At 46.4% G+C, this 21,135-nt stretch carries 21 protein-coding genes; 15 read left to right on the top strand and 6 right to left on the bottom strand.

Annotated elements, in window-relative coordinates; translation table 11 throughout:
• Positions 1 to 77 precede the first annotated feature (77 nt).
• The 3 genes from ACLSU7_RS07555 to ACLSU7_RS07545 are packed head-to-tail and all read left to right on the top strand — an operon-like array spanning position 78 to position 1,617.
• Positions 78 to 617 (top strand): NADAR family protein, encoded by a 540-nt coding sequence (locus ACLSU7_RS07555; RefSeq protein ID WP_413294949.1) that lies wholly within the window; start codon positions 78 to 80, stop codon positions 615 to 617.
• A 60-nt stretch (positions 618 to 677) separates the two neighbouring features.
• Entirely contained in the window at positions 678 to 1,118 is a 441-nt protein-coding gene (locus tag ACLSU7_RS07550) for a carboxypeptidase-like regulatory domain-containing protein (RefSeq protein ID WP_413294948.1), read from the top strand.
• Between the two features lie 55 nt (positions 1,119 to 1,173).
• Entirely contained in the window at positions 1,174 to 1,617 is a 444-nt protein-coding gene (locus tag ACLSU7_RS07545; protein ID WP_413294947.1) for a hypothetical protein, read from the top strand.
• Positions 1,618 to 1,624: 7 nt separating this feature from the next.
• Here the strand turns inward: ACLSU7_RS07545 and ACLSU7_RS07540 are convergent, their stop codons facing one another.
• The gene (locus tag ACLSU7_RS07540) at positions 1,625 to 3,115 is read right to left on the bottom strand and encodes an ArnT family glycosyltransferase (protein ID WP_413294946.1); all 1,491 of its coding nucleotides are present in this window, start codon (positions 3,113 to 3,115) and stop codon (positions 1,625 to 1,627) included.
• Between the two features lie 210 nt (positions 3,116 to 3,325).
• Between ACLSU7_RS07540 and ACLSU7_RS07535 the strand changes: the two genes are divergently transcribed.
• Positions 3,326 to 4,405, top strand: a complete 1,080-nt coding sequence (locus ACLSU7_RS07535) for an MBL fold metallo-hydrolase (protein WP_413294945.1) — start codon at positions 3,326 to 3,328, stop codon at positions 4,403 to 4,405.
• Complete coding sequence (gene aspA, locus ACLSU7_RS07530; RefSeq protein WP_413294944.1) at positions 4,386 to 5,804, top strand: aspartate ammonia-lyase; 1,419 nt, start codon at positions 4,386 to 4,388, stop codon at positions 5,802 to 5,804. The genes ACLSU7_RS07535 and aspA overlap by 20 nt, the downstream gene beginning before the upstream one ends.
• 155 nt (positions 5,805 to 5,959) lie before the next feature.
• Here the strand turns inward: aspA and ACLSU7_RS07525 are convergent, their stop codons facing one another.
• Complete coding sequence (locus ACLSU7_RS07525) at positions 5,960 to 6,511, bottom strand: transposase (RefSeq protein WP_413294943.1); 552 nt, start codon at positions 6,509 to 6,511, stop codon at positions 5,960 to 5,962.
• 555 nt (positions 6,512 to 7,066) lie between these two features.
• Between ACLSU7_RS07525 and ACLSU7_RS07520 the strand changes: the two genes are divergently transcribed.
• A complete protein-coding gene (locus ACLSU7_RS07520) occupies positions 7,067 to 8,245 on the top strand; it encodes a hypothetical protein (protein ID WP_413294942.1) in 1,179 nt (392 codons plus the stop codon).
• Between the two features lie 95 nt (positions 8,246 to 8,340).
• Here ACLSU7_RS07520 and ACLSU7_RS07515 read toward each other — a convergent pair whose 3' ends face one another.
• Both ACLSU7_RS07515 and ACLSU7_RS07510 read right to left on the bottom strand, forming a co-directional pair.
• Entirely contained in the window at positions 8,341 to 8,826 is a 486-nt protein-coding gene (locus tag ACLSU7_RS07515; protein WP_413294941.1) for a hypothetical protein, read from the bottom strand.
• Complete coding sequence (locus tag ACLSU7_RS07510) at positions 8,823 to 9,893, bottom strand: NADH:flavin oxidoreductase/NADH oxidase (RefSeq protein WP_413294940.1); 1,071 nt, start codon at positions 9,891 to 9,893, stop codon at positions 8,823 to 8,825. The genes ACLSU7_RS07515 and ACLSU7_RS07510 overlap by 4 nt, the downstream gene beginning before the upstream one ends.
• Positions 9,894 to 10,050: 157 nt before the next feature.
• Here ACLSU7_RS07510 and ACLSU7_RS07505 point away from each other — a divergent pair, with 157 nt between their 5' ends.
• The 9 genes from ACLSU7_RS07505 to ACLSU7_RS07465 all read left to right on the top strand — a co-directional run bounded on the left by ACLSU7_RS07505 (position 10,051) and on the right by ACLSU7_RS07465 (position 19,722).
• Positions 10,051 to 10,323, top strand: coding sequence for a hypothetical protein (locus ACLSU7_RS07505; RefSeq protein WP_413294939.1), 273 nt, complete (start codon positions 10,051 to 10,053; stop codon positions 10,321 to 10,323).
• Between the two features lie 49 nt (positions 10,324 to 10,372).
• Positions 10,373 to 11,128 (top strand): monofunctional biosynthetic peptidoglycan transglycosylase, encoded by a 756-nt coding sequence (mtgA, locus tag ACLSU7_RS07500; RefSeq protein ID WP_413294938.1) that lies wholly within the window; start codon positions 10,373 to 10,375, stop codon positions 11,126 to 11,128.
• Positions 11,129 to 11,430: 302 nt separating this feature from the next.
• Positions 11,431 to 11,970 (top strand): protease, encoded by a 540-nt coding sequence (locus ACLSU7_RS07495; protein ID WP_413294937.1) that lies wholly within the window; start codon positions 11,431 to 11,433, stop codon positions 11,968 to 11,970.
• Between the two features lie 8 nt (positions 11,971 to 11,978).
• Positions 11,979 to 14,735: a hypothetical protein gene (locus tag ACLSU7_RS07490; protein WP_413294936.1), complete on the top strand. Its 2,757-nt coding sequence runs from the start codon at positions 11,979 to 11,981 to the stop codon at positions 14,733 to 14,735.
• Positions 14,735 to 15,328: a hypothetical protein gene (locus ACLSU7_RS07485; protein ID WP_413294935.1), complete on the top strand. Its 594-nt coding sequence runs from the start codon at positions 14,735 to 14,737 to the stop codon at positions 15,326 to 15,328. Before ACLSU7_RS07490 ends, ACLSU7_RS07485 begins: the two co-directional genes overlap by 1 nt.
• Before the next feature lie 50 nt (positions 15,329 to 15,378).
• Positions 15,379 to 16,515, top strand: coding sequence for a hypothetical protein (locus ACLSU7_RS07480; RefSeq protein ID WP_413294934.1), 1,137 nt, complete (start codon positions 15,379 to 15,381; stop codon positions 16,513 to 16,515).
• Between the two features lie 53 nt (positions 16,516 to 16,568).
• Positions 16,569 to 18,164 (top strand): hypothetical protein, encoded by a 1,596-nt coding sequence (locus tag ACLSU7_RS07475; protein ID WP_413294933.1) that lies wholly within the window; start codon positions 16,569 to 16,571, stop codon positions 18,162 to 18,164.
• Between the two features lie 3 nt (positions 18,165 to 18,167).
• Complete coding sequence (locus tag ACLSU7_RS07470) at positions 18,168 to 19,049, top strand: hypothetical protein (RefSeq protein ID WP_413294932.1); 882 nt, start codon at positions 18,168 to 18,170, stop codon at positions 19,047 to 19,049.
• A gap of 79 nt (positions 19,050 to 19,128) precedes the next feature.
• Positions 19,129 to 19,722: a hypothetical protein gene (locus ACLSU7_RS07465; protein WP_413294931.1), complete on the top strand. Its 594-nt coding sequence runs from the start codon at positions 19,129 to 19,131 to the stop codon at positions 19,720 to 19,722.
• Positions 19,723 to 19,852: 130 nt separating this feature from the next.
• On the opposite strand, the gene ACLSU7_RS07460 is transcribed toward ACLSU7_RS07465, so the two are convergent.
• Positions 19,853 to 20,620, bottom strand: a complete 768-nt coding sequence (locus tag ACLSU7_RS07460) for a hypothetical protein (RefSeq protein WP_413294930.1) — start codon at positions 20,618 to 20,620, stop codon at positions 19,853 to 19,855.
• Between the two features lie 162 nt (positions 20,621 to 20,782).
• Positions 20,783 to 21,046, bottom strand: coding sequence for an HNH endonuclease (locus ACLSU7_RS07455; RefSeq protein ID WP_413294929.1), 264 nt, complete (start codon positions 21,044 to 21,046; stop codon positions 20,783 to 20,785).
• Positions 21,047 to 21,135: the final 89 nt, after the last annotated feature.

The following is a 21,135-nucleotide window of genomic DNA, read 5'->3' as shown; positions in this document are numbered from 1 at the left end:
TAAAAAGGTACGGACTTACCTTTTCAAGTAAGTCCGTACCTTGGAAATATGAAAGTGCAACCTTTGTGGAGATGATCGTGTTTCGTGTTTTAATTCTTAGTTTAGTGTTTGTGTCGCAGATTGCGTGCGCTCATCAGTCTCAAGATTTTGCTAAGACTCCGCCGGTGCCTTATGACGGCGAAGTTTTGGATTTTTATTCTACGAAGGATGCATACGGAGAGTTTTCTAACTTTGCGGCTTATGCTGTTTTTGTAGATGGCGAGTGGTGGAAGACTTCCGAGCATTATTATCAAGCACACAAGTACGACCAGCCTGAGTTAATTAAATGGGTGCAGGAAGCTGAAACACCGATGGAAGCGGCCAAGCGGGGTCGTGACGGAACCATCCCCAAGCGTGCCGACTGGGATCAGCGCAAAGATGAATTCATGGAAAAAGCTGTGCAGGATAAGTTCACTCGTCATGAAGAGTTGAAAGTTCTTTTGCTCTCCACGGGTGAAGCTCGTCTGTATGAGCACACCAAAAACGATTGTTATTGGGGAGATTGTGGCGATCGCACGGGTAAAAACAAACTGGGTCTTTTGCTCGAGCGCATTCGTGAGGATTTAAAAAAGCAGTAGAGTGATGCAGCATCACTACCCAAAGTGTTTCCTTAGCCTAAAATATCAGGTGGAGGGAATATGAAACTGAAAATTTACTTTTTGCTGGGATTGTCGTTGTTGTTGGGCGCTTGTGCTTCGAACCAGGAAAAGCAGGAAATGAAAAATCCGCTCGAGGTTTTGAATGGACAAAACTATAACGCCCGCGAGGATTCTCAGCTTGGCGGGGTACCGGTCACGGGTACAAAAAACAAAGTGACTCGTATCCGTGGCGTGATCCTTCAAGGCGAGGGAGTCGCAGCCACTCCGGTTAAATTTATTTCCGTAAGATTGCTGGATGATGATGGTGTGACGATTGCCAATGCGACGTCAGATATCAAAGGTGCGTTTGTCTTGTCGGGTATTTTCTTTAACGGTCACTACGTTGTGGAAATCACTTCCAAGAAATTCAAAGGTGCCACTCGCGTCTATGTGAATCGCTATGAACAAGAGATCACGATTCAAGCAACGCCCGTTAAATAACTAACCGTGACGCGCTATTGCTACCAAAAGTGTGTCCGTACCATAAGATGGACCTATGAAGAACAGTGTTTACTTTATTCTTAGCTTAACAGTTGCCGTGATCCTGGGATCCTGTGCTCATGAAGAAGAGCAGAAGCCTAAGGATCTTGCGACCGATACTTTCGAAGTTTCCCAACAAGGTGGAGACGACAAATTGGTGCGTTCTTCTGGCGTCAATGGCATTACCGAGCAGGTTGTATTGAACGGCATGCTGAAAGTCCGTGGCGTGAATCAAAAATACATGAATGGAATAGTGGTCCATCTGATCGACCGCGATGCCACGATCTATGCTCGAGGGCGCGCAGCCTCCGACGGCTCTTTTCAACTCTCTGGAAATATTCCTAAAGGTTTTTACTTGATCAAAGTCATCGATCGCCGATTCAAAGGCGAGCTGCCAGTTCATTTGAACGGGATCGAGCTTAAGAATCTCACGGTTCCCGTTCAAACAATCATTCGCTAAGCACGCTTTAGCGGCGTGCTGAAGGCGGAAGTTCTCCGGGCCCGTAGATAATGCCCTGGAAGTTTTTGCACAAATAAACATAGAATGTGCGCGCGTGAACCCCATGGCGGAAGGTCATGAGCTTATCGCGATTGCAGCTGTCGAACTTCGCGTACTCCAGTGGGTCACGATCGTACTTTTCTGTCGTCACGACGATCGCGTCCTGGCCTTCCATGTTTTTCATTTCTTCCACAGGTTGCATCACAGTGTAATTGCTGACCGTGGAATTCAACATGTAGATTTTTTCTTTCGATCCCCAAGTTGTTTGAGCTGTCGTTTCATAACGAAGTGCTGCCAGGAATGGACGGTGCCCCGATTCTGCGTGAATCTCGCGCTGACGGCGGTTGATAAAACGGCCTAAGTCTTCCCAACCTGTGAACTCATTCGAGAAATCGTAAGTCGTTTGCCACTCAGCTTTAGGTGCAAAGAATTTAAATGCCTTCGGCACCCAAGGGTAAGCAAAAGGAGTGTACGCAATCAGTGCCAGCGGAACAAAGAAAGCCAAGATGCCGTATGTAAAAACTTTGCTGCGAGATTTAATGATCTGTTTCTGACCCCATCTCAAACCTTGAGACCAGATGAAACCTGCTCCCATCAAAAGCAATGTGTAAGCGGCTCCCGGCCAATGCGGTTTATAATCAGCAAAGAATGGTTGCGGATAAAAAACGGCGATCGATGGCACCGTCAAACAGAATAGGAATCTCCAGCGAGCTTCTGCACGTTTGATGATGGAATTAATAAAGGCCATTGCGATCAGGACATACAAGAATGGCGTGCAGAACAAAAGCTGTGCTGCAAACCAACCGCCCCAGCGACTTGGTTTGAAAGTTTCACCACTATGACGATCATGGAATTGATAGCGGAAACCCGGCCAGTCATGCAGATGATTCCACCAGAAAATTGGTGTACACAAGATCGTTGCGATCAAGAATCCCACCCATGGCCATGGAGAAAGCAAGTCTTTGCGACGATTTGGTGTCATCAGTAAATACAAACCGAATCCTGGTGCGATCAGTGCGATGATGAATTTGGAATTCAATCCCAAGCCCATGATCACCCCCAACCATAACCACGTTTTTTTCGTCGACCAACGTTGAGCGTCCTCGCGCACGCCCTGCCAGAATACATAAGCAGCAGCAACGAATGCTAAAGCAAACGGAGGCTCCGGTGATGCGACATAGCCACCAAAGCCCCAGAAGGGAGACCACAACATCACGAAGCCGACAAAGATCGCCGCCCAGTCATCGAACAAATCCCGAGTGAGTTTGTACAAAAGAACGATGGTCGCAGTAAAGCACAGGAAGCCAGGTAATCTTACGCCCAATTGATTATCACCAAACAAAGAAGTCGTAATCGCTTCCAGCCACGCGATCATGCCCGGATGATCGAAATAGGAAAGCTGCAAATCTTTAGCCCAAGACCAGTGGTAAGCCTCATCATCAATCAGACCAATGCTCAAACTGAAAAAGGCCCTGAAAAAGAGGGTGAGGATGAAAAGAATAAGGACTTTTTGGTGGGTCGATCTTTGCTTCCAATATTCAGCAATCACAGAGTTACTCTCCAGGTTTTACGGAAGTCATTTTGTTAAACATCTGTCGTAGCCCTTAGGCCCGGGTCATGGCAATAATTCCCCTCGATGAAGCTGCGTGTAAAGTGCTATCTTAATGGCATGAGAATCAGAACGTTTTTATGGCTTCTTAACCTGGGGTTTCTTGTGGGCTGCGCAGGAACTTTTAAGTACTACGATCCAAATCTTCCTCATCACGGGAAGACTGGATTTTTAAATAACTACGACAACTCGCCCAAGCCCAGCGTGATGAAATGGTATTGGCAGCGATGGACCACGGACTTCCCCAAAGAAGATCCCGCCGGCGCCCCGGAGGTACCGGTCAATCTCGACACTTTGAAAAATCCTCGTCGCTTGTCACTCACATGGCTCGGACATTCTTCTGTGCTGATCCAGATGGACGGCATGAATGTTCTGACAGACCCCGTGTTCTCAGAGAGGGTTTCGCCGGTGAGTTTTGCTGGTCCCAAACGCTATGGCAATCAACCTTTGGCCGTGAATCAACTCCCCCCAATTGATGTCGTGGTTGTTTCGCACGGGCACTATGATCACTTGGATTTGAACTCCCTCAGAGCGATTTTCGAATTGAACGAAGGTCGCACGCGCTTCTTGGTCCCATTGGGAGATAAAGCCCTGTTGGAAAGCGAAGGCATCCGCAATGTTCAGGAAATGGATTGGTGGGAGAATGTCCTGATCGGAAAATTGAAGGTGACCTTCACTCCGGCGCAGCACTGGTCGGCACGCTCGCTTTTTGATCGCAATGAGACCCTCTGGGGTGGGTGGATGATCTCGGGACCGTCGCGTCAGGTCCTCTATACAGGGGATACGGGCTATTCTAAAGATTTTCAGGACATCTATCAGCGCCTAGGTGCAGTGGATGTTGCTCTTATTCCAATTGGTGCCTATTCTCCTCGCTGGTTCATGAAGCAACAGCACGTCGATACCGATGAGGCGGTGCAAATTCATCAGGATTTGCACGCCAAGGTTTCGCTGCCAGTGCACTGGGGTACTTTTAAACTCAGTGACGAGTTGATGACAGAACCTCCGGAAAAATTGCGAGAGTCTTTGCAGAAAGCAAAACTTCCACTTTCAGTTTTTCCGGTGATGAAACGTGGCGAAACTTTCCAGTTTGAAGACGCCGTTGTGAACAGGGGATTTAAAAATGAGTCAGTACAGAATTGAACATGATCTTTTGGGCGACAAGCAAGTTCCTGCGAATGCTTATTATGGCATTCATACTTTGCGCGCGATTGAAAATTTTGAAATCTCTGGATTGAAAATCGGTCAGGATGAACTTTTCGTACGAGCTTTGGCTTTGGTAAAAAAAGCCACAGCCATGGCGAACGGAGAGCTTGGCACGATCCCTAAGGACGTTGCAAAAACAATTGTTGAAGCCTGTGATGTTATTTTGAAAGACCCGGTGAAATGGGGCCCGCAATTTCCTTCGGATGTTTTCCAAGGGGGAGCCGGTACTTCTGTGAACATGAATGCCAATGAAGTGATCGCCAACGTGGCGCTGGAACTTCGTGGCTTGCCTAAGGGTGATTACAAAACCATTCACCCGAATGATCACGTGAACAAATGCCAATCGACGAATGACGCTTATCCGACGGCATTCCGCGTGGCTTTGTATGAACACATCAGTGTGGCTGTGAAGGCCGTCGATATTTTGGCAGAGGCGTTTGATAAAAAAGGTCGCGAGTTTTCCAAAGTGTTGAAAATGGGTCGTACGCAGCTGCAAGACGCGGTTCCGATGTCCTTGGGGCAAGAGTTCAATGCATTTGCGACTTTGTTAAAGGAAGACAGCCGTCTTTTGAAAACCGTGCAGAAATTAATTTTGGAAGTGAACTTGGGTGCCACTGCGATCGGTACGGGTGTCAATGCTCCTGAAGGTTATTCTGCGTTAGCAGTCAAAAAGTTGGCAGAAGTCACAGGTTATCCGTTCGTTATTTCCGAAGACTTGATTGAAGCGACCAGCGACTGCGGTGCATACGTTATTATTTCTGCGGCCTTGAAACGTACAGCTGTGAAGCTTTCAAAAATCTGCAATGACTTGCGTTTGCTAAGCTCGGGTCCGCGTGCGGGTTTGAAAGAAATCAATTTGCCCGAGTTGCAAGCGGGTTCTTCGATCATGCCAGCTAAAGTGAACCCCGTGATTCCTGAAGTTGTGAACCAGGTGGCGTTCAAGGTGATCGGCAACGATTTGACGGTGACCTTGGCGGCAGAGGCGGGGCAGTTGCAATTAAATGTGATGGAGCCGGTGATCGCTTCGAGTATGTTTGAATCTATCCAGTTGCTGACCCAGGCTTGTTATACTTTGAAAAACAAATGTGTCGACGGCATCACGGCGAATGCAGACCGTTGCCGCGAAAACGTGATGAACTCGATCGGTATCGTCACTTACTTGGATCCTATCATCGGTCACGCCGAGGGCGACCTGATCGGAAAGATCTGCGCACAAACCGGCAAAAACGTAGCTGAAGTAGCGTTGGAGCGCGGAGTGGTCACGCAAGCTCAGTTGGATGAAATCTTCTCCACCGAGAATTTATTAAATCCAAAATACATGGGCAAAAAACATTAATGCCTTCGTTTGAAATTCGCCGCGCGGTCCACGGCCGCGTCATGGCTTCTCTTTTCGGTCCATCGCGCGAGGAAAACCGCACACTTTCATCGCACTGGGCGCGATTTACGTTCTGAAATCCAACGACCTCGCTGGAAATCAAACACACTTCTAGACTACGCCCATAACTCAACCAGTTGCTCCTGACTAAGTCCCCGCAAACGAGTTTTCGAATAAGGTCGGCCGTTGGCCTCGCACTCATTCAGCTGAATATAGTCCCGCACGATTTGATACGGTTTGAACCTTTTCACCACGCGGCTAAACGGCCGATACTTCCAAACCTTGGGCCCCTCGTTCTTGCTAGCGAAGGTATCGGTCAACCTCTGCGCAAATTGCCCGGCCAACACTCTTAAAAAGCTTTGCATCTGCGATCTATGTCCACCGCGAACAAGTAAATGAATATGGTCATGCTGTACTGAAAACTGCTCAACCTTCACATAAAATTTGAACGCATATTTCCGCAACACCCGTGTAAGGAGAGTGAAATTGCGGGGATGACGAAGCCCTTTTTTTACAGCGGGTTTATTCACTTTGAAAACCAGATGTATTGCATCCCTGCTCGAAAGCGGCCGAGCACCGCGCCCTTTGGATGAATTTCGAAGCGTGCCGCCATGACAATGACGATGCTTCCAGTGAGTTTGAAGAGGAGGAAGTGTTTGTTGCTTCATATGACTTATCTTTCAGAGGGTGGGTTGGCCGGTGCCCCAAAGGGTTGCCATTGGGAGAAGCAAAAGTCCTTAGAGAGTCAGGTGGCCAATATCATGAAGCGAGTCAGGGTCATTTCGAGATTCGGATTTGGGGTATTGGGGTATCGGTCATTCGGAGACTGTATGACCGATACCCCGAGGAGGCTGAGTGTCGGATACCTTGTCGTAAGGAGATTTTTCCGCAAAGCCCATCAGCATTCCCACCAATTTTTCATTGATAACGATTAGTGTGGACGTGCGGGCGGGGTGCCTGAGGTACTCGAGGCGGAGATGCTGAGGTGACCGGTACCCTCCCGTGAAGCCGAAGAGTGGATGTGAGTGTGTTGACAGTTGTAATGTAACATTGGCTGACCTATACCCCGGAACTTATCGTCTCGCCGTTTCGCGGTCGCAGAGGGGAGTGACCTCAGACATATGTTCATTTGGAGTCGAGTGATTCGAAAATAGACAAGGAGATCGGATCAGAAAAGTATTTTTGAAATTGTCAGATTCTGGGTAAAAACATAAAGTAGTTTAATGAGTTTTCTTCTGCGGTTTTCGTTGGTTGTTTTGACTATTTCATTCGGTGTGAATTGTTTTTCTGGGGACGGGGATGCTCGTGTCAAAAAAATTAGAAATTATAATAGCGGCCTGGGATTTTCGTTTGAATATTCTGAAGACCTCTATGGTGATCTGAACTGCGTTGAATGCACTGAGACCGAAAAAGATGGCAGCCCCATCGTAAATCTGAATGCGAAAGCAAATCCCTCGGGCTATGTGGAAATCGTTTATGGTGGTTCGGTTTCAACTGTAACGACCAAAGAGTATCTGGATGATCGCAAAAAATATGACTACGAAATCTTTCACCTGGAACGTCTTCAGGGGCATTTGGTTTTCGACGTGTTCTTGCAGGCTCTTCCCGATGCTCATCCTAATTTTGACAACAATAGTTCAAACTTTACCTGGAAGGCTCGTGGGTTTTGTAACGGGCACATGTTGATTGTCACTTTTGATTACTATCCAAAACCAGACAAAGCGAAACGCGCGGAGATCAAAAAAACCGGAGTGCCACCGCAGCATTTCTACGATTTCCTGCGCTCCGTCCGTTGTGAAAGCTGGAGCGATGTCCCTGTTGAAAAAACCTTTAAATCTCCCACGGGAGCTGTGGAAGTCGTCGTTAAAGCGGAAAAGAAAATCACCGGTGGCAATGAGTTTCATGTTTTATATTCGTACGTCTTCAAACGTAACGGTCATGTCTCAACTTTGCAATTCCAGGACACCGTCGCGGGCATTCCCTATTTTGAACGGGCCTTTAAATTATTAAAGTGGTCACCCGATGATAAGTTCGTGCAGCTGCTCGGAGAAGTGAGATCCCTCGCGCCGGGATCAAAATGGTCGACAGCCACCACCAGCCGCGGAGAGCTTTCGTGGTTAGACAACAGATACGCGCTTCAGAATCAGCAAGAAGACTGCGGTCGAGGCTTCTTGCTGTTCGATGCGGTAAAAGGCAAAGAGCTTCAACTGGAACCAAAAGCTCCCAATGTTTCTTTTTCTTTCATCGGAAAACCCGAGCGTAAGAAAGTTCAGGTGCTGTCGACAACGGGAATCTGTTCTGGTGCGCGAGTTGTAGAAAATTGTTTCGAATTGGATTTTAAAAAACCGATGCTGAAAAAAATCAGATGTCCGAATGGGGCAAAAAATAAAGGCCCATCCTAGGCCCTTGAACTTCAGGTTAACTTGATCTGAGGTACGAGGGCACTTGTCTTTTAGCTGTCACAGAAAGAGGTTAGGAAACCCCGAAAAACGGGGAACTAGTTGCGCTTCTTGCGAGCCTGAGCGCGATGTTCTTCATGCCAGGATTTTCTTTGAGTGTGGTGATGCTCTTTGGCTTTTTCTGATTTTGGCAGATTCTGCAAAGATGCTTTCAATTGTGAATGCAATGGCATCAAACTTACGCCAGACAACAAAAGATTTCGGTACTGTTTTGTGAAACTGTCGGGTTCTGGATTTTCTTCAAACAACAGGCGTTCAATTTCCGCACGTGCCGTTTCACCGTGTTCTTCAGAAATCATCTCAAGCTCTGTCATGATATCGATGTCAGCCATCAAGGATGTCAGCTCACGCAACCATTTATAACGTTCCGCCGTTAACAGAACATTGAACCATTCATTGGGTTGCGCTTCATAACCCACTTCGCTATCGAATTGCTCTTTCAAGGAATTCAAAACTTCTTTTTGCAAAGCCCAAAGAGCTTGGCGAACTAACATGGCATGGGAGTGGTGTGATGATTTGGTCATGCGTTCACCCTACCGTATTGCACGGGCCATGTCACATCGACGCCTAGCTTTTTGGCAGCGTGTAACGGCCAATAAGGGTCACGGAGCATCTCCCGGGCCATTAAAATCAAGTCAGCCTTTCCGGATTGCAGAATTTCTTCGGCATTGTGAGGATCTGTAATCATTCCGACGGCTCCCGTGGCGATGTTGGCTCCTTTACGAACTCCTTCAGCAAACGGAACCTGGTAACCCGGGCCCACAGGGATCTTGGCTTTCGGGACACTTCCACCGGTTGAGCAATCGATCAGATCCACGCCTATTTTTTTAAGTTCTTTTGCAAAGGAGATACTTTGTTCAAGATCCCAGCCGTTTTCCACCCAGTCTGTCGCGGAAATTCTAACGAACAAAGGAAGCTCTGCGGGCCAAATCTTACGAACCGCTGCTGCGACTTCCAAAGGAAAACGCATGCGATTTTCCAAACTTCCTCCGTATTCATCGCTGCGATGATTGGAAAGGGGAGATAAAAATTCATGCATCAAATAACCATGGGCCATGTGAAGTTCGATCAATTGAAATCCCGCCTGCATCGCAAGCTTTGCCGAATGAACAAAGTCCTGAACCAATTGCCCAATTTCTGGGACGGTCAAGGCATGGGGAGTATGCCAGCCCTCCGTGAACGGCAGGGGGCTGGGACCAACAGTAGTCCACGCACCTTGTTCCGGAGTCAGGGGTTTGCCGCCTTTCCAGGCAATATCAGTGGAAGATTTTCGGCCCGCATGGGCCAGTTGTATTCCCGCCACAGTGCCTTGGCTTTTCATAAACTGAACAATGGGTTTGAACTTTTCAAGCTGTTCTTGATTCCAAAGCCCCAGACAGCCGGGAGAGATACGTCCATCGGGACGGACTCCCGTTGCCTCCACGATAACCAGACCCGCTCCGCCGACGGCCCGGGCGCCCAGGTGAACCATATGCCAGTCGTTGGGCACACCGTTTACGGCGGAGTACATGCACATCGGCGAAACTGCGATGCGATTTTTAAGTTCGATTGAACGAAATTTAAGCGGGCTAAAGAGTCGAGATTGATTCATTTCTTACCTCGGTTTTGCAGCATCCCTTTTTTTCCAAAATCAGACAATAGACTTGGCAAAACGAAACCTGTCACCTAAACGCTATTGGACTTGGCGACAGTCTTTTTTCAGTGCTAACATTAACAATTGTTACCCCACAATGGGCTCTGGAGGAAGAATGAAATTAGGGAAGAATGTATTTACAGTTTTAGCTGCTGCTTTAATGGTTTTAACACTTTCAATGCCATTCGCTGCTGAAGCGAAAAAGAAAAGCGGCAAAAAAGCTAAAACAAGCCACTCACAAGTTTCTAAAAAGAAAAAAGGTGGCAAACACGCTAAGAAGGCGAAAAAGAAAAAGTCTGATTCTGCTGATATGTCAGCTCAGGCTCCTTCTGCTCCGGCACCAGCTGCAGGCGATGCAGTGGGTGTAGTTGAACCGCCACCACTTTAGTATTTAACAACTCAAGGTCCTCGCACAAGGGGACCTTGAACTTTAAAGAGTGAACGTTTTGAAAGCAGTCCTGATTAAACTTAGAAAAGTTCTTTTTAAAGCTGTTCTGCTTTTCGCTGTAACCAGTATTGGTTTTGTTCTCTTATACCGTTTTGTTCCTGTTTATGTGACACCGCTGATGGTGATCCGTTCCGCTCAATCCATTTTTTCCGATAAATTTGTTGGCATTAATCATGACTGGGTTCCTTTGGAGCAAATTTCACCGGCTATGCAAAAAGCCGTATTGAAAGCCGAAGACTATCGCTTCTTTGATCACAATGGTTTTGATTTCGATGCGATCGAAAAAGCCATCAAGTATAACAAGACCCATAAGCGCAGTCGTGGTGCGAGTACGATTTCACAGCAAACTGCCAAGAATGTTTTCCTGTGGCCGACACGCGATTGGTTCCGTAAAGGATTGGAAGCTTACTTTACAGTCTTGATCGAGTTCACGTGGCCCAAAGAGCGCATCATGGAAGTTTATCTGAACGTGATCGAGATGGGTCCTGGCGTTTATGGTGTGGAAGCCGCTTCACAAAAATACTTTAAAAGAAGTGCAAAAAATATTTCCGCAACTCAGGCGAGTTTAATTGCGGCTGTATTGCCGAACCCACGCCGCTTTCGCATTGATCGTCCTTCAAACTACGTCGTCCGCCGACAACAACGCATCCTTTATCGTGTGAGTCCGCCTTTTCCTCGTGAAGAACGCGCATCGTTTTTGGATTTTCTGGATTTGAAATTCGAATCCGATGAAGCCACTGACTAACAATTCAGTAATTCACTCGTTGCGTAAATTCATTTCTAATACTTAATCTGTGCGAATTTTCCTTAACATACATTTTTGTTTACATCGATTTTCTCGAATGAAAAGCCTCAAATTCTGTTCTCATGTATGACCTCAGGGAGCAATCACAGCGTGTTCGGCGAGTGTTCATTACAAAAATATTTATATCCAATTCAATTAGCTCAGGGATACGAATTTATTCCAACACATAACTGCATCCCTAAGAGGGCCTAGCACGTTGATACTCACGTCTTAGGGGTGCGCACCATTTTGGAGAATTGAATATGAACGTTAAACGCGTACTAATCGTGTTGGCATCGCTATTTCTTAGCTACGCCTCTCAGGCCAATGAGTTTGATGAAGGATCCGGTGAGTTCGACGCTCCTGCAAGACCAGGATACAGCGAAGCGGATATTCAGAAGAAAATTGAAAATGAGATGGCCATCGCTTGTTCTGGAAATCTGTGCAAGGTCGTAGGCCAAGACAATCAGGGTTCTGGTTGGACTGTTCAGTTTCAGGTGGGATACGGCAACAACAATAACAACGGCAACGGCGATACGATCTATATCGGCGGAAACAATAACAATGGCAATAACGATGCGTATGCCAGCGTGACCGTGACCTACAGAAACTTCAAATGTCATTCGAACCTATTGGTCACACCGGCGGTGTACCGATTTGTGAATACCTACCTTTACAACATGGTGAACTCGGATGGTTCTGTGAAGAGAAACTTCTCTCCGGCAGATCAGACAGTGATTTTGTTCTATACGACAATGTTGAACAAGGTCAGCGCGTGCGGCATGGGCGGCGTGGTTAATTAGGAGCTTTTATGCGTATCATCGGATCTATTCGTGCATTGGTTGTATTGATGTCTGTCCTGAGCACCCACGGTGTTCAGGCGCAAGCGGCGGCTGCGACGACATCGGTGCCGAATCTTCAATTGAATAATTTAAGAATCGCGAACAGAGCACAATGCGCGGTGGATTCCGAGTTACCAACAGATACGGCCTTTATCGTGGTCGATGGATATAACGCCGGGAAACTTTCATACTCCCTAGCTAAAAATGTCGGAGCTGATGTTACCCAAATGAGTACGGCAGGCATGCAGGATTTCCGCATTGCCGTTTCTTTGTTGACGAAAACCATTGCAAACAAACTTTTTACCGGTGCTTTACCAATGCTCCCGTTAAATTTAAAAACTTCCAAGCTTACTAAGTACAATGCACTGGCTGCAAAGTGCGAAAAGAAAACCTATTGTCCAGAGCTGAACACTTATCTTGCAAAAATTTGGGATAATTCCGAGGGAGCAGGTGTTCCTTGGACCCAAATTGATAACTTTAGTGGCAGTCAGTTTTTGAAAGCAAAGAAAGCCGACAGGATCGGTTGCTATTATATTAAAAAATTCTCGGGGCTTCAGGGGAATCTGCACACCACCGAGTTGGATGCAGCTTCTTTGCAGGATATGGCCCAATCCTATTTAAAATCGGATAAAAACATGACGGTTTGCGAAGACCGGGATGCCACTCTTGATTCCCGCAATGCCATGATTCAGTTGAATCTTAAACTTGATGGCGCGGGCGATTTTAATTCCTATGGTTTTGATTTTTGGAACAGTTTAAAAATCTATCTGTCCTTCGCATGGAGATATTCCAATCTGCCAGCACAGGTCAGCCCTCATATGGGGGAGCTGTTTAAGTCTATCGCTCTAGAAGAATCCATCATGTTGGTGCCCAATGGATGTAAGAGTATCGAAAAGCCTTCTTGTGATGCCGAAACTCTGTCATTGAATTCAATTCGTGAACTCGCAAAGCCAGGGCAAAATCCTGCAGATTCTTTTAAAGAAAATCCAGATGGTCCTGAAAAGGGAACCATTAATAATGGAGCCCGCTCTGTGAATGATGACTTCCTGGGAACTCGTGGTTATCAGGAGGCTTCGGACTGGGTTGAAAATTTCCGCAAAAATTACGTGCAAAATCGTGGCTCGATGAAAAATCGCCTGCAAAGCGCTATCCAAACCCTAAATGTTATTTCAGGAGCGATGACGGCGGAGGAATTGAATCAATTCGTCATGCCCATGGCCTTTGCAGGTACCTACACAGCCGCTCATCGTGATGAGCTCTATTATATGTGTACCGAGGCTCGCTTGGCGGGAGATAAGCGCCTGGATTTCATGCGCACCGGGATTGATCGCGTTAAGCAATTGTCCGTGATGCAAAGGGCTTTCGAGGGTTCTGCCAAGTCATTGGATCAGATGTCTCAATACTTTGATTCGGCGGCCGTCGGTATGATCAGTTTTTGTGACACTCTGGAAAAGCAAAATATCTGGAATGTGGATGGTTATACGGTGAATAAAGCGGGATTTTCCCGTTGGGCCAAAGAAATTCTAAATATTCCACGTGATAAAGACACCCTGACAACAGAATTTCAACCGATGTCTTTCGGAGCTCCTTTATTGGTATGGGATAAAACCAAACCCTTGAATGCTTCGAACGTGATCTGTCAGACAGGAATGGACTGTGCACGCAAACTGACTAAAGCCATGGTGGATCTTTACGCGGTTTCAAAATACGCAGACGCATTTTTACCGGTGTCTTCGACCGTCGCATCTCCAGATATCTTTAACCCTTATGCAGATCTTAAAGCCTGCAAAATCTATGATCCTTGGTTCCAAACACGTCGTGCGAACAAACGTCTGTTTGCAGATTTAACTAGCACGGTGTTGTTCGGTTGGAACGCTTTGCCCCTTTATATTGATGTGGATTTCACAGCTCCTAAGGTGACGAGCCTTCAGCAGTTGATTGAGAATGGAACCGTCAAATTTGATCCTGCGATTCAAAAATCCAAAATGCAGTATTCCATGTTGGCAGATTTTGGTCCTTTGGTCGGTGCACCTTGCGCGGTTTCTATCGCACCGAATAGTGCTAAAGCCTTTAACTTTTATGCTTTCAATGGAATCACTTTGAATTATTGCAAATCTCGTTCAGATGGGACAGCGATTGGTGGCGAGAACGCTACCGTGGATAACAAAGAACCGAAGTCGCGCTCTTATTGTGGTGGGTGCTCAATCAACTTCGTCGGGGTGACTTCGGGCGCTGCGATGGCGACGGCAAATGCTTTGCCGATCAATCCCATCAAGTTGGGTATTTATTTCTTCCGCTCTATCCAGCGCTTTGTGGATGCTAAAAAAGACAAAGTGAACATTCCGATGTCTTCTGATGTGAATCTGCAAAAAGTTGCAGAGACTTATCAAAAATACGGCGGATATATCCCTGAGCACTGTGTGGAGCAGTTGGGTGCAGGTGTCGGCTGTTACCAAAATATCTGTATGGCAAAGGCGGTGGATGCCTTTGAGAAGTACACCGGCAAAAAAGTGATTGAGGCGAATACAGCAAACTCGGGTCCGACAAGTTCTTCCATCACCAAAACCATCTCCATTAAATCGGCTCTTTGTGATGGCGAAGTTCAAATGAAGTTCAATTGCACAGATGACGGCAAAAAGTTTTCTACCTTTGACCGTTTTGGCGGGCTGTATGGCCGTACCAAAGAGTGTCGTGATGCCATTGGGCAGAATTTCTGGGGGCACTGATGAAAGCTATCGTATTGGGACTTTTATTGGTTGTGAGTTCATTGAATGCGTGGGCAATAAAAATTGAGTCTGAATTCATTCAGACTATCACGGGTCAATATGTAAAGACGACGAAAGTCACTTGTGACGAAGCTTCGGCAAATCACTGCACCCAGATCTGTAACAACCCGATCCTGTGCCAGCGGCGCGAATCCTATTGCCGTAATTGTGCTGGAACTTCGTCACCGTTGTTGCGCCAACTTTTTACCGAACTATCGCATCTATACACAGTGAAGTCTCAACTTACAGAACTTTCCCCCTTGGTGAAATTTCTGGCTGAAGACGACTATGTCCTTTTGGATTTAAACAGCGTGTTCAATTACTACACTCCGGTGGGCGGGGAGCCGTTTTTAAATGAACTCCGCAACTTCTGTGGAGATCGCGCAGATTCCGCTTTATTGGCGGTGCGATTGGATGAGGTTCATCAGCCGGCATCTTTGAATTTCATTTTATGTCCTGATGGGTTGGGGCAAACCGCAGCGTTTGAAGTGGCGCCGCGAACACCGGGAATTCAACAGCAACTGAAAACAGAAATATTTTTTAATTTAAACTGAGTATTTCAGTTTATTACAACAACTCCCTTAAACGGGAAAAGGAGAACAACATGAAGCGTTTTGTAAGAGGTTTGGCTACAGCAGCCGTGACCTTCATGGCGATGCAAGCGAACGCCGTGCAAGTTACTTATACATTCAGAGTGAACAGCTCTGGTCCAAGCATTTATCCGTGTAATGCGGGTCTATTGACTGAGAATCCATATAAAGGTGACAAAGCGATTTGTTATACTGCGGATACTCATGAAGTCTGTAGCCCTGATTGCGTGGGTGTAGACTGCCAAGGCAACAACAATGGCAAACCCGGTCCAAACCTGCCAGGTGATGACGACGGACATCCAGGCAACCCACATCCGCATTCAGCGGCATTGGATTTGTTCAGCGGCGATCATCACCAACCGCCAAGTCATCAACCACCAAGAAAAAATGCCTGCGAATGTACAACAGAGTACGGTCGTAAAAATGGTAACTACCTTCATGCGACTTACACTCCATGGGGCGAGAACAACGATCCGCACAAAGACGTGATCTCTGGTCAAGGCGGTCAATTTGCTAAACTATTCAATGACGAAGTAACGCCATACAAAAACGTATTGCAAACTTTGGCATTCAACCTAGGCAGCGAACTGTACACTGCGAAATACTTCGTAGATATCTGCTACCGTGGTTCACAAATTGACTACGGCACAATCAACACAGCATGGAATATTTTGGCTGAAACTGCAGTCACTGACTTCGGCTTTGTACCAGGTGGTCAAGGTTACAGCAAATTGGCCGATCTTGAAATGAAAGCTTACGTGATCTGTACTAACCAAAATAAGACTTGTGAACATGGCAACTGCAACGAATACGATACAGCTATCGACGGTGCGCAAGTGGCTCAATTCAACAACTCTTTCTTGGACTACTTGGGTCAAGGGAAATTCAATTACTCTGACAAATCTAATTGGGTACCAGCAAAAGGTTCATTCACACAGTTGATCGACAACAAGTATGAAGATCTTGGTAACCACGCAGCAGCTAAATTCTGCAAAATCCGCTACGTATACTCCGAAACAAATGGTTTGGATAAAAACAAAGCGAAACACAGAAAATGGCAAAAACACGGCGCAAATATTTGCACTCACACGAAAGTGGAAATGGCATCTATGGGCGAGTGCACAAACTGCGGCGGCGGTCATAAGCACTAGTTCAATGATTTAAATGCTCTGATAATTTCAGAGTGTCGAGAAGGAGAGACATTATGTCTAAAGTTAATTTGAATGCACATTCCGTTCTTAGAGGCGGCAGGCTCTGGTCTCTTCTTCTTGGTTCGTTATTAACCGCAAACGCATCTTTGGTTTCAGCAGCTTGTGTGGTTGATAACGACGAAAGAATCGAACTAAATATTTCCCCCGAGACTCAGTCTTGGGGGGATTATAATGGAAATCGTCTGATTACGGCTTCCCGCGTTTATAAATGCGAACAGGATGCGGGCCGCTACTTAATGCTTTCCATGGGAGCCACACAGTGGAGTGACTCCACAGACGTTAAAGACACCTATATGTTTGATACGTATCAGCCCCCGAACTGTTCCATCAATAATTCAAAATCTTTTGCCGCTTACACACCGGAGCGTACAAAAGCTAATTTCAGTCGCCAGTACAAATTTATCAGAAGCTGTTTTGATTTGCGTGTCGTAGATGTGGGCGGAGCCCAAATCATCGCCAAAGAAGAACAGGACTACTGTAAAATCGAAAGAACCTCCGACGGCGCTGTTATCCTTCACGGTGATATGTGTTTCTTGAAAATTCGCGCGCAAAGTCACTTTGCGGTTCAGCCGATCCTTAAAGACAAATGTGCAGATCCCGAATATTTACGTTCCATCGGCGTTCAGGCTCAGGATATTTATGCCAATATCAACATCCTGACGACTGGAGATGATTCAGGTTACAGTGAAGATGTCGATAACATCGGCAGCCGTGCCATGCATATCAGCATCACTCCCAATTCTAAACTTTTAAAACTGTCTGAAAATTACGGCACCAGCGTTCCAAGATTTACGACGAGCTATAATATCAATGCGGATTGGGGAGACCTTAAAATCCACACTGATTTTGAGAATAAAACAGAAATTGGACTTTCGTTCTTTGTATCCAATATGGTGAATGAAAAATGCCAGGGCGGAGACTGTTCCAGTTCCTCGAATTTCACTCAACCTTTTGTGGGGCAGGTGGAATTATTTAAACTCTCTAATGGACGTCCTCCTAAGCTGATCGAAGAGTGGTGGGATGGTGGGCTTGTACCACCGAACTGGCAGGGATTCGTCAAAGGCATTCAATACCGTGTTCCCGATAGAGTTGTCGAGGTTGGCGGGCGTTATCGCATGGTTGCGACATTCCAGGATCCGACAGATGACTATGCGATTTTCTTAAATGGTCTAAGACAATTGCTCTTGAAAATGTACGACGTTGAGGGCGCTACTGTGGGAATCGATACTCTGCCAGCTTTATCGACGCTATCAACTTTGGGAGCTATTCCGGGAATTAATGGCACTCGAGTTTTGAATCAAAACAATCAGAGCGTGGATCTGTCAGAGACTCTTAAAGGTCTTGAAGAGATCATCGCTTCAACGGTGTGGCCGCCTTATTACGAGTTTATTTGTGATAATGATAAATGCACAAAGTTCGCAAAACGTAAATTTCATCAGCGACTGATTTTGGAATTCACCGTCGGAAAGCCAGACATCGGAGACGATGAAGTGAAAATCCAGGACGTGCGTATGCAGAAAACTTCTCCGGTATTTGATAGCTATCCTATGCAGAAATCGGAATTTATCAAACTGCAGTGTGGAGGCTAGGAGATGAAACAAGCTCTGCTGCTTTGGATTTTCATTCTGGGAAGCGTTGCTGCACGGGCTGATGTTGCAATCCAAACCGCGGTCGACAATACCACGGCCGAGGAGCTTTACCTTTGTAACGCCAGCCTTCGTCATCCGACTTTGCAGGTTGAACAGGAATGTTTGAATTTATCAACCGGGGAAGTTTGTTCCCCGCTGGATAGCGATCCCAAAAAAGGTGCTTGTGTTTGTCGTGCTAAAACCAATTACGGAGATCAGATCATCGCTTGGAATAAAGACGAAGATTATGCCGTGGTGATTGGATCCAACGATTGGATGAGTCTGTTTTCCGCCCAAGACTCCTTTGCCAACAAACTGGCACGTTTAGATATTTCTTTAGGAAGTGAAAACCTGGGGGCCGAGTACTCGGTACGTTTTTGTTACTTGGGACCCCAGGAAGTTTTGCAAAGACAAGGAACCACCACTACGGATTTGACGGAAGGAAAGTACTTCGTCGACGTTTCTTTGGCAGGTTCGAACTACAATCAGGCGCTCGATACAGTCGGTTTTTCCTATCAGTGCGATTACCGCTACCGTGGAAATCAGTCGGGACCCCGCAAGAAAAATGAACAGGGACCCTCCAAGGGAGTAGTTGAGAACGACGACAGTGTCAGCTACACGATCTTTGGGAACTCACCTGGATCTCGCCCAGGTTCTGTAAACTTCTTGCAAAGAGCTTTGTCATTGAATTCTTCGGCTTCACAAGTTCCGCGTTTTTGCGTGTTTGAGTTTAAGTTCAAGGAACTATCGGGCAAAAATCTGGGGCGGAACACAAATGCCAGTCAGGTGAATTTCTCAGGGAAACTCCGTATCTGCAAACAAGGATCGTGTCCGTCGGGCTTTTAGGTACGGTTCGCTCCGGGACGTAAGGCGTTGTTCCCATCTATTCCTTGACCCGGTTCTTTGTGGGTACAATGATTTGGTCATGAAGATGACTGAAGATATTTATGAAATGCTGGTGGCATCGCCTGAAGAGGCGAATAAGATGGCCATGCTGCTATTGCAGTCAGCTCATTCTCAAGAGGAAAAGGATTCCATCAACTGGGCCCGCGCTTTTGCGCTGGTGGAGATGAAAGAGTTTTCTGACGCTCTTGAGATCTGGCAGGAGATCTTTGATCGAACACATGATCACAAAGCCTTGCACCAAATTGGTTATGTTCACAGATCTGCTGGCAATTTGCCGATGGCGGCCAATGTTTTCAATCAGGAATATGCATTGATTGCGCAAACCGATAAGCAGTCACTCGCGGTAAATCTTTATGAGCAGACTTACTGTCACATCCTTTTAGGGTACCAACGCAAAGCCCTTGAGATGTTCGCTCTGTATGAGAATTTGAAAATGGGTGAGTTTGATCTTATTGAGCGCGGCTGTTTTTTCCGTTTGAAAGGCGATCTTTTTAAATCCACTGATAAAAATGTCGCAAAAGAAGCCTACGAACAAAGTGTACAGTTCTTCACGCAAGCTAAAGACGAAGAAGCGGCAAATGAAGTTTTGCAAAGACTGTCGAGTTTAAATTAGGTTTCGGAGCAAACTTTGTGAAGAAATGGGTTCGAGCTATTTCTTGTTATCGTGCTTTCTTTCAAGATACGTAAAAAAAATCCCGCCTTGTGAGCGGGATTCTTCTAAAATCTAATTTTAAATTTTAAAATTACTTACCTTGAGCTTTAGCCGCCATGTCGATCATGATTTTATCGCAGGCTTCCAGGTCAGCTTCTGTGATCTCGTATACTTCTTTGCCTTCAAGATATTTCAAAAGCGCTTCCATAACATCTTTAGGAAGGAAAGAAAGCACGTTGCCAGATTGGTACTCACGTTCTTTTTCGTCGTAAAGACCCAAGAACGTTTCGTCGCGGAACCAGCTTTGTTTGTTGGCTTTTTGGATTGTTGCCAATTCGTCGTCAGATGGATCACGCTGCAAGAACTCAAAGAAGAAACCTGATGGTTTCGCCCCTGGCAAGTACCACTCACCAGAGAATACTTGGATCAAGTTTTCGTGATCGTCTTTCAAGATCGGAGTCACGAACTGAACCCCACGCTCTACCATGTGTTTGTGGAAAGCGATCAAATCCGGAGTGCGCAAAGCCACGTGCTGAAGGTGGGCCGTGTTTTCATGGCCATCCAACATTTGACGAACGTGAGATGGTTGATCTTTCGGCTCAGAAGGTTGAACCAATGCAAAGATCGTGTTCAACGGATCACCAGCTTTAGGTTCCCAGGCACCCACGCGAGTTGCGTAAGTCATAGAAACGTCTTTAGCGCCGTCTTTACCTTTGCGTTTTTTTTCATACAAAAGGTCGTCAGGAGTTGTGCCGAAGATGTTGCGGAAAACAACGTAAGAAAGTTTGTAAAGATTTGGATGGAACAACATCGTCATGTGATCCACAGCAAAGTTCATAAATGCTGGTTTTTGCTTCATAGTTTCTCCTGAATTTATGCACCGATACTAAAAATCCTTACACCCGGGGTCAAGGGGAGAAGTGTGGAAATAAAATGCGGCTTTGCGTCTCCACCTGCGCTCTAGGTGTGAGAGCAATTAAAAGCGCCCCGGGGAGGGGGATTCCCCTGGGGCAACGTGTAATCAGGAAATATAACGAAGGCCCGTTTCTTGACGGTATTTCAGTTTATTGTGACCCGCACATAACCATTGAAGGTTCTGAATATCGTCACTGCCACCAGCCCAGCGGCTCTGTTTGTGATCAAGTTGAAGTTTCCAGGTGCTGTGGCAGCGGCGTCCTGTCTTATGATCAACGTACTGGCAACATGGTTTGGTATCATCCACCGCCACGGTGGCGGTGCTGCCACTTGTTTTTGTGGATTTCTGTTTGATAATTTTGTCAGCCAAATATTCCAAGAACTGTCCAATTTCTTGATTTGGTACCGCGTGCGATAAGAGTGCCTGCGCCTTTTTTATCTTTGCGTGTGTTCCTTTCG

The organism is Bdellovibrio sp. HCB185ZH, assembly GCF_047302455.1.
Lineage (GTDB): Bacteria > Bdellovibrionota > Bdellovibrionia > Bdellovibrionales > Bdellovibrionaceae > Bdellovibrio.
This window is presented reverse-complemented; position numbering and strand designations above follow the sequence as displayed.

Excerpts from the sequence above, each read along its gene's own strand:
- ACLSU7_RS07550 (WP_413294948.1), top strand. The coding sequence starts at position 678 with ATGAAACTGAAAATTTACTTTTTGCTGGGATTGTCGTTGTTGTTGGGC.
- ACLSU7_RS07545 (WP_413294947.1), top strand. The coding sequence starts at position 1,174 with ATGAAGAACAGTGTTTACTTTATTCTTAGCTTAACAGTTGCCGTGATC.
- ACLSU7_RS07535 (WP_413294945.1), top strand. The coding sequence starts at position 3,326 with ATGAGAATCAGAACGTTTTTATGGCTTCTTAACCTGGGGTTTCTTGTG.
- aspA (WP_413294944.1), top strand. The coding sequence starts at position 4,386 with ATGAGTCAGTACAGAATTGAACATGATCTTTTGGGCGACAAGCAAGTT.
- ACLSU7_RS07525 (WP_413294943.1), bottom strand. The coding sequence starts at position 6,511 with ATGAAGCAACAAACACTTCCTCCTCTTCAAACTCACTGGAAGCATCGT.
- ACLSU7_RS07520 (WP_413294942.1), top strand. The coding sequence starts at position 7,067 with ATGAGTTTTCTTCTGCGGTTTTCGTTGGTTGTTTTGACTATTTCATTC.
- ACLSU7_RS07515 (WP_413294941.1), bottom strand. The coding sequence starts at position 8,826 with ATGACCAAATCATCACACCACTCCCATGCCATGTTAGTTCGCCAAGCT.
- ACLSU7_RS07510 (WP_413294940.1), bottom strand. The coding sequence starts at position 9,893 with ATGAATCAATCTCGACTCTTTAGCCCGCTTAAATTTCGTTCAATCGAA.
- ACLSU7_RS07505 (WP_413294939.1), top strand. The coding sequence starts at position 10,051 with ATGAAATTAGGGAAGAATGTATTTACAGTTTTAGCTGCTGCTTTAATG.
- ACLSU7_RS07495 (WP_413294937.1), top strand. The coding sequence starts at position 11,431 with ATGAACGTTAAACGCGTACTAATCGTGTTGGCATCGCTATTTCTTAGC.
- ACLSU7_RS07490 (WP_413294936.1), top strand. The coding sequence starts at position 11,979 with ATGCGTATCATCGGATCTATTCGTGCATTGGTTGTATTGATGTCTGTC.
- ACLSU7_RS07485 (WP_413294935.1), top strand. The coding sequence starts at position 14,735 with ATGAAAGCTATCGTATTGGGACTTTTATTGGTTGTGAGTTCATTGAAT.
- ACLSU7_RS07480 (WP_413294934.1), top strand. The coding sequence starts at position 15,379 with ATGAAGCGTTTTGTAAGAGGTTTGGCTACAGCAGCCGTGACCTTCATG.
- ACLSU7_RS07475 (WP_413294933.1), top strand. The coding sequence starts at position 16,569 with ATGTCTAAAGTTAATTTGAATGCACATTCCGTTCTTAGAGGCGGCAGG.
- ACLSU7_RS07470 (WP_413294932.1), top strand. The coding sequence starts at position 18,168 with ATGAAACAAGCTCTGCTGCTTTGGATTTTCATTCTGGGAAGCGTTGCT.
- ACLSU7_RS07465 (WP_413294931.1), top strand. The coding sequence starts at position 19,129 with ATGAAGATGACTGAAGATATTTATGAAATGCTGGTGGCATCGCCTGAA.
- ACLSU7_RS07460 (WP_413294930.1), bottom strand. The coding sequence starts at position 20,620 with ATGAAGCAAAAACCAGCATTTATGAACTTTGCTGTGGATCACATGACG.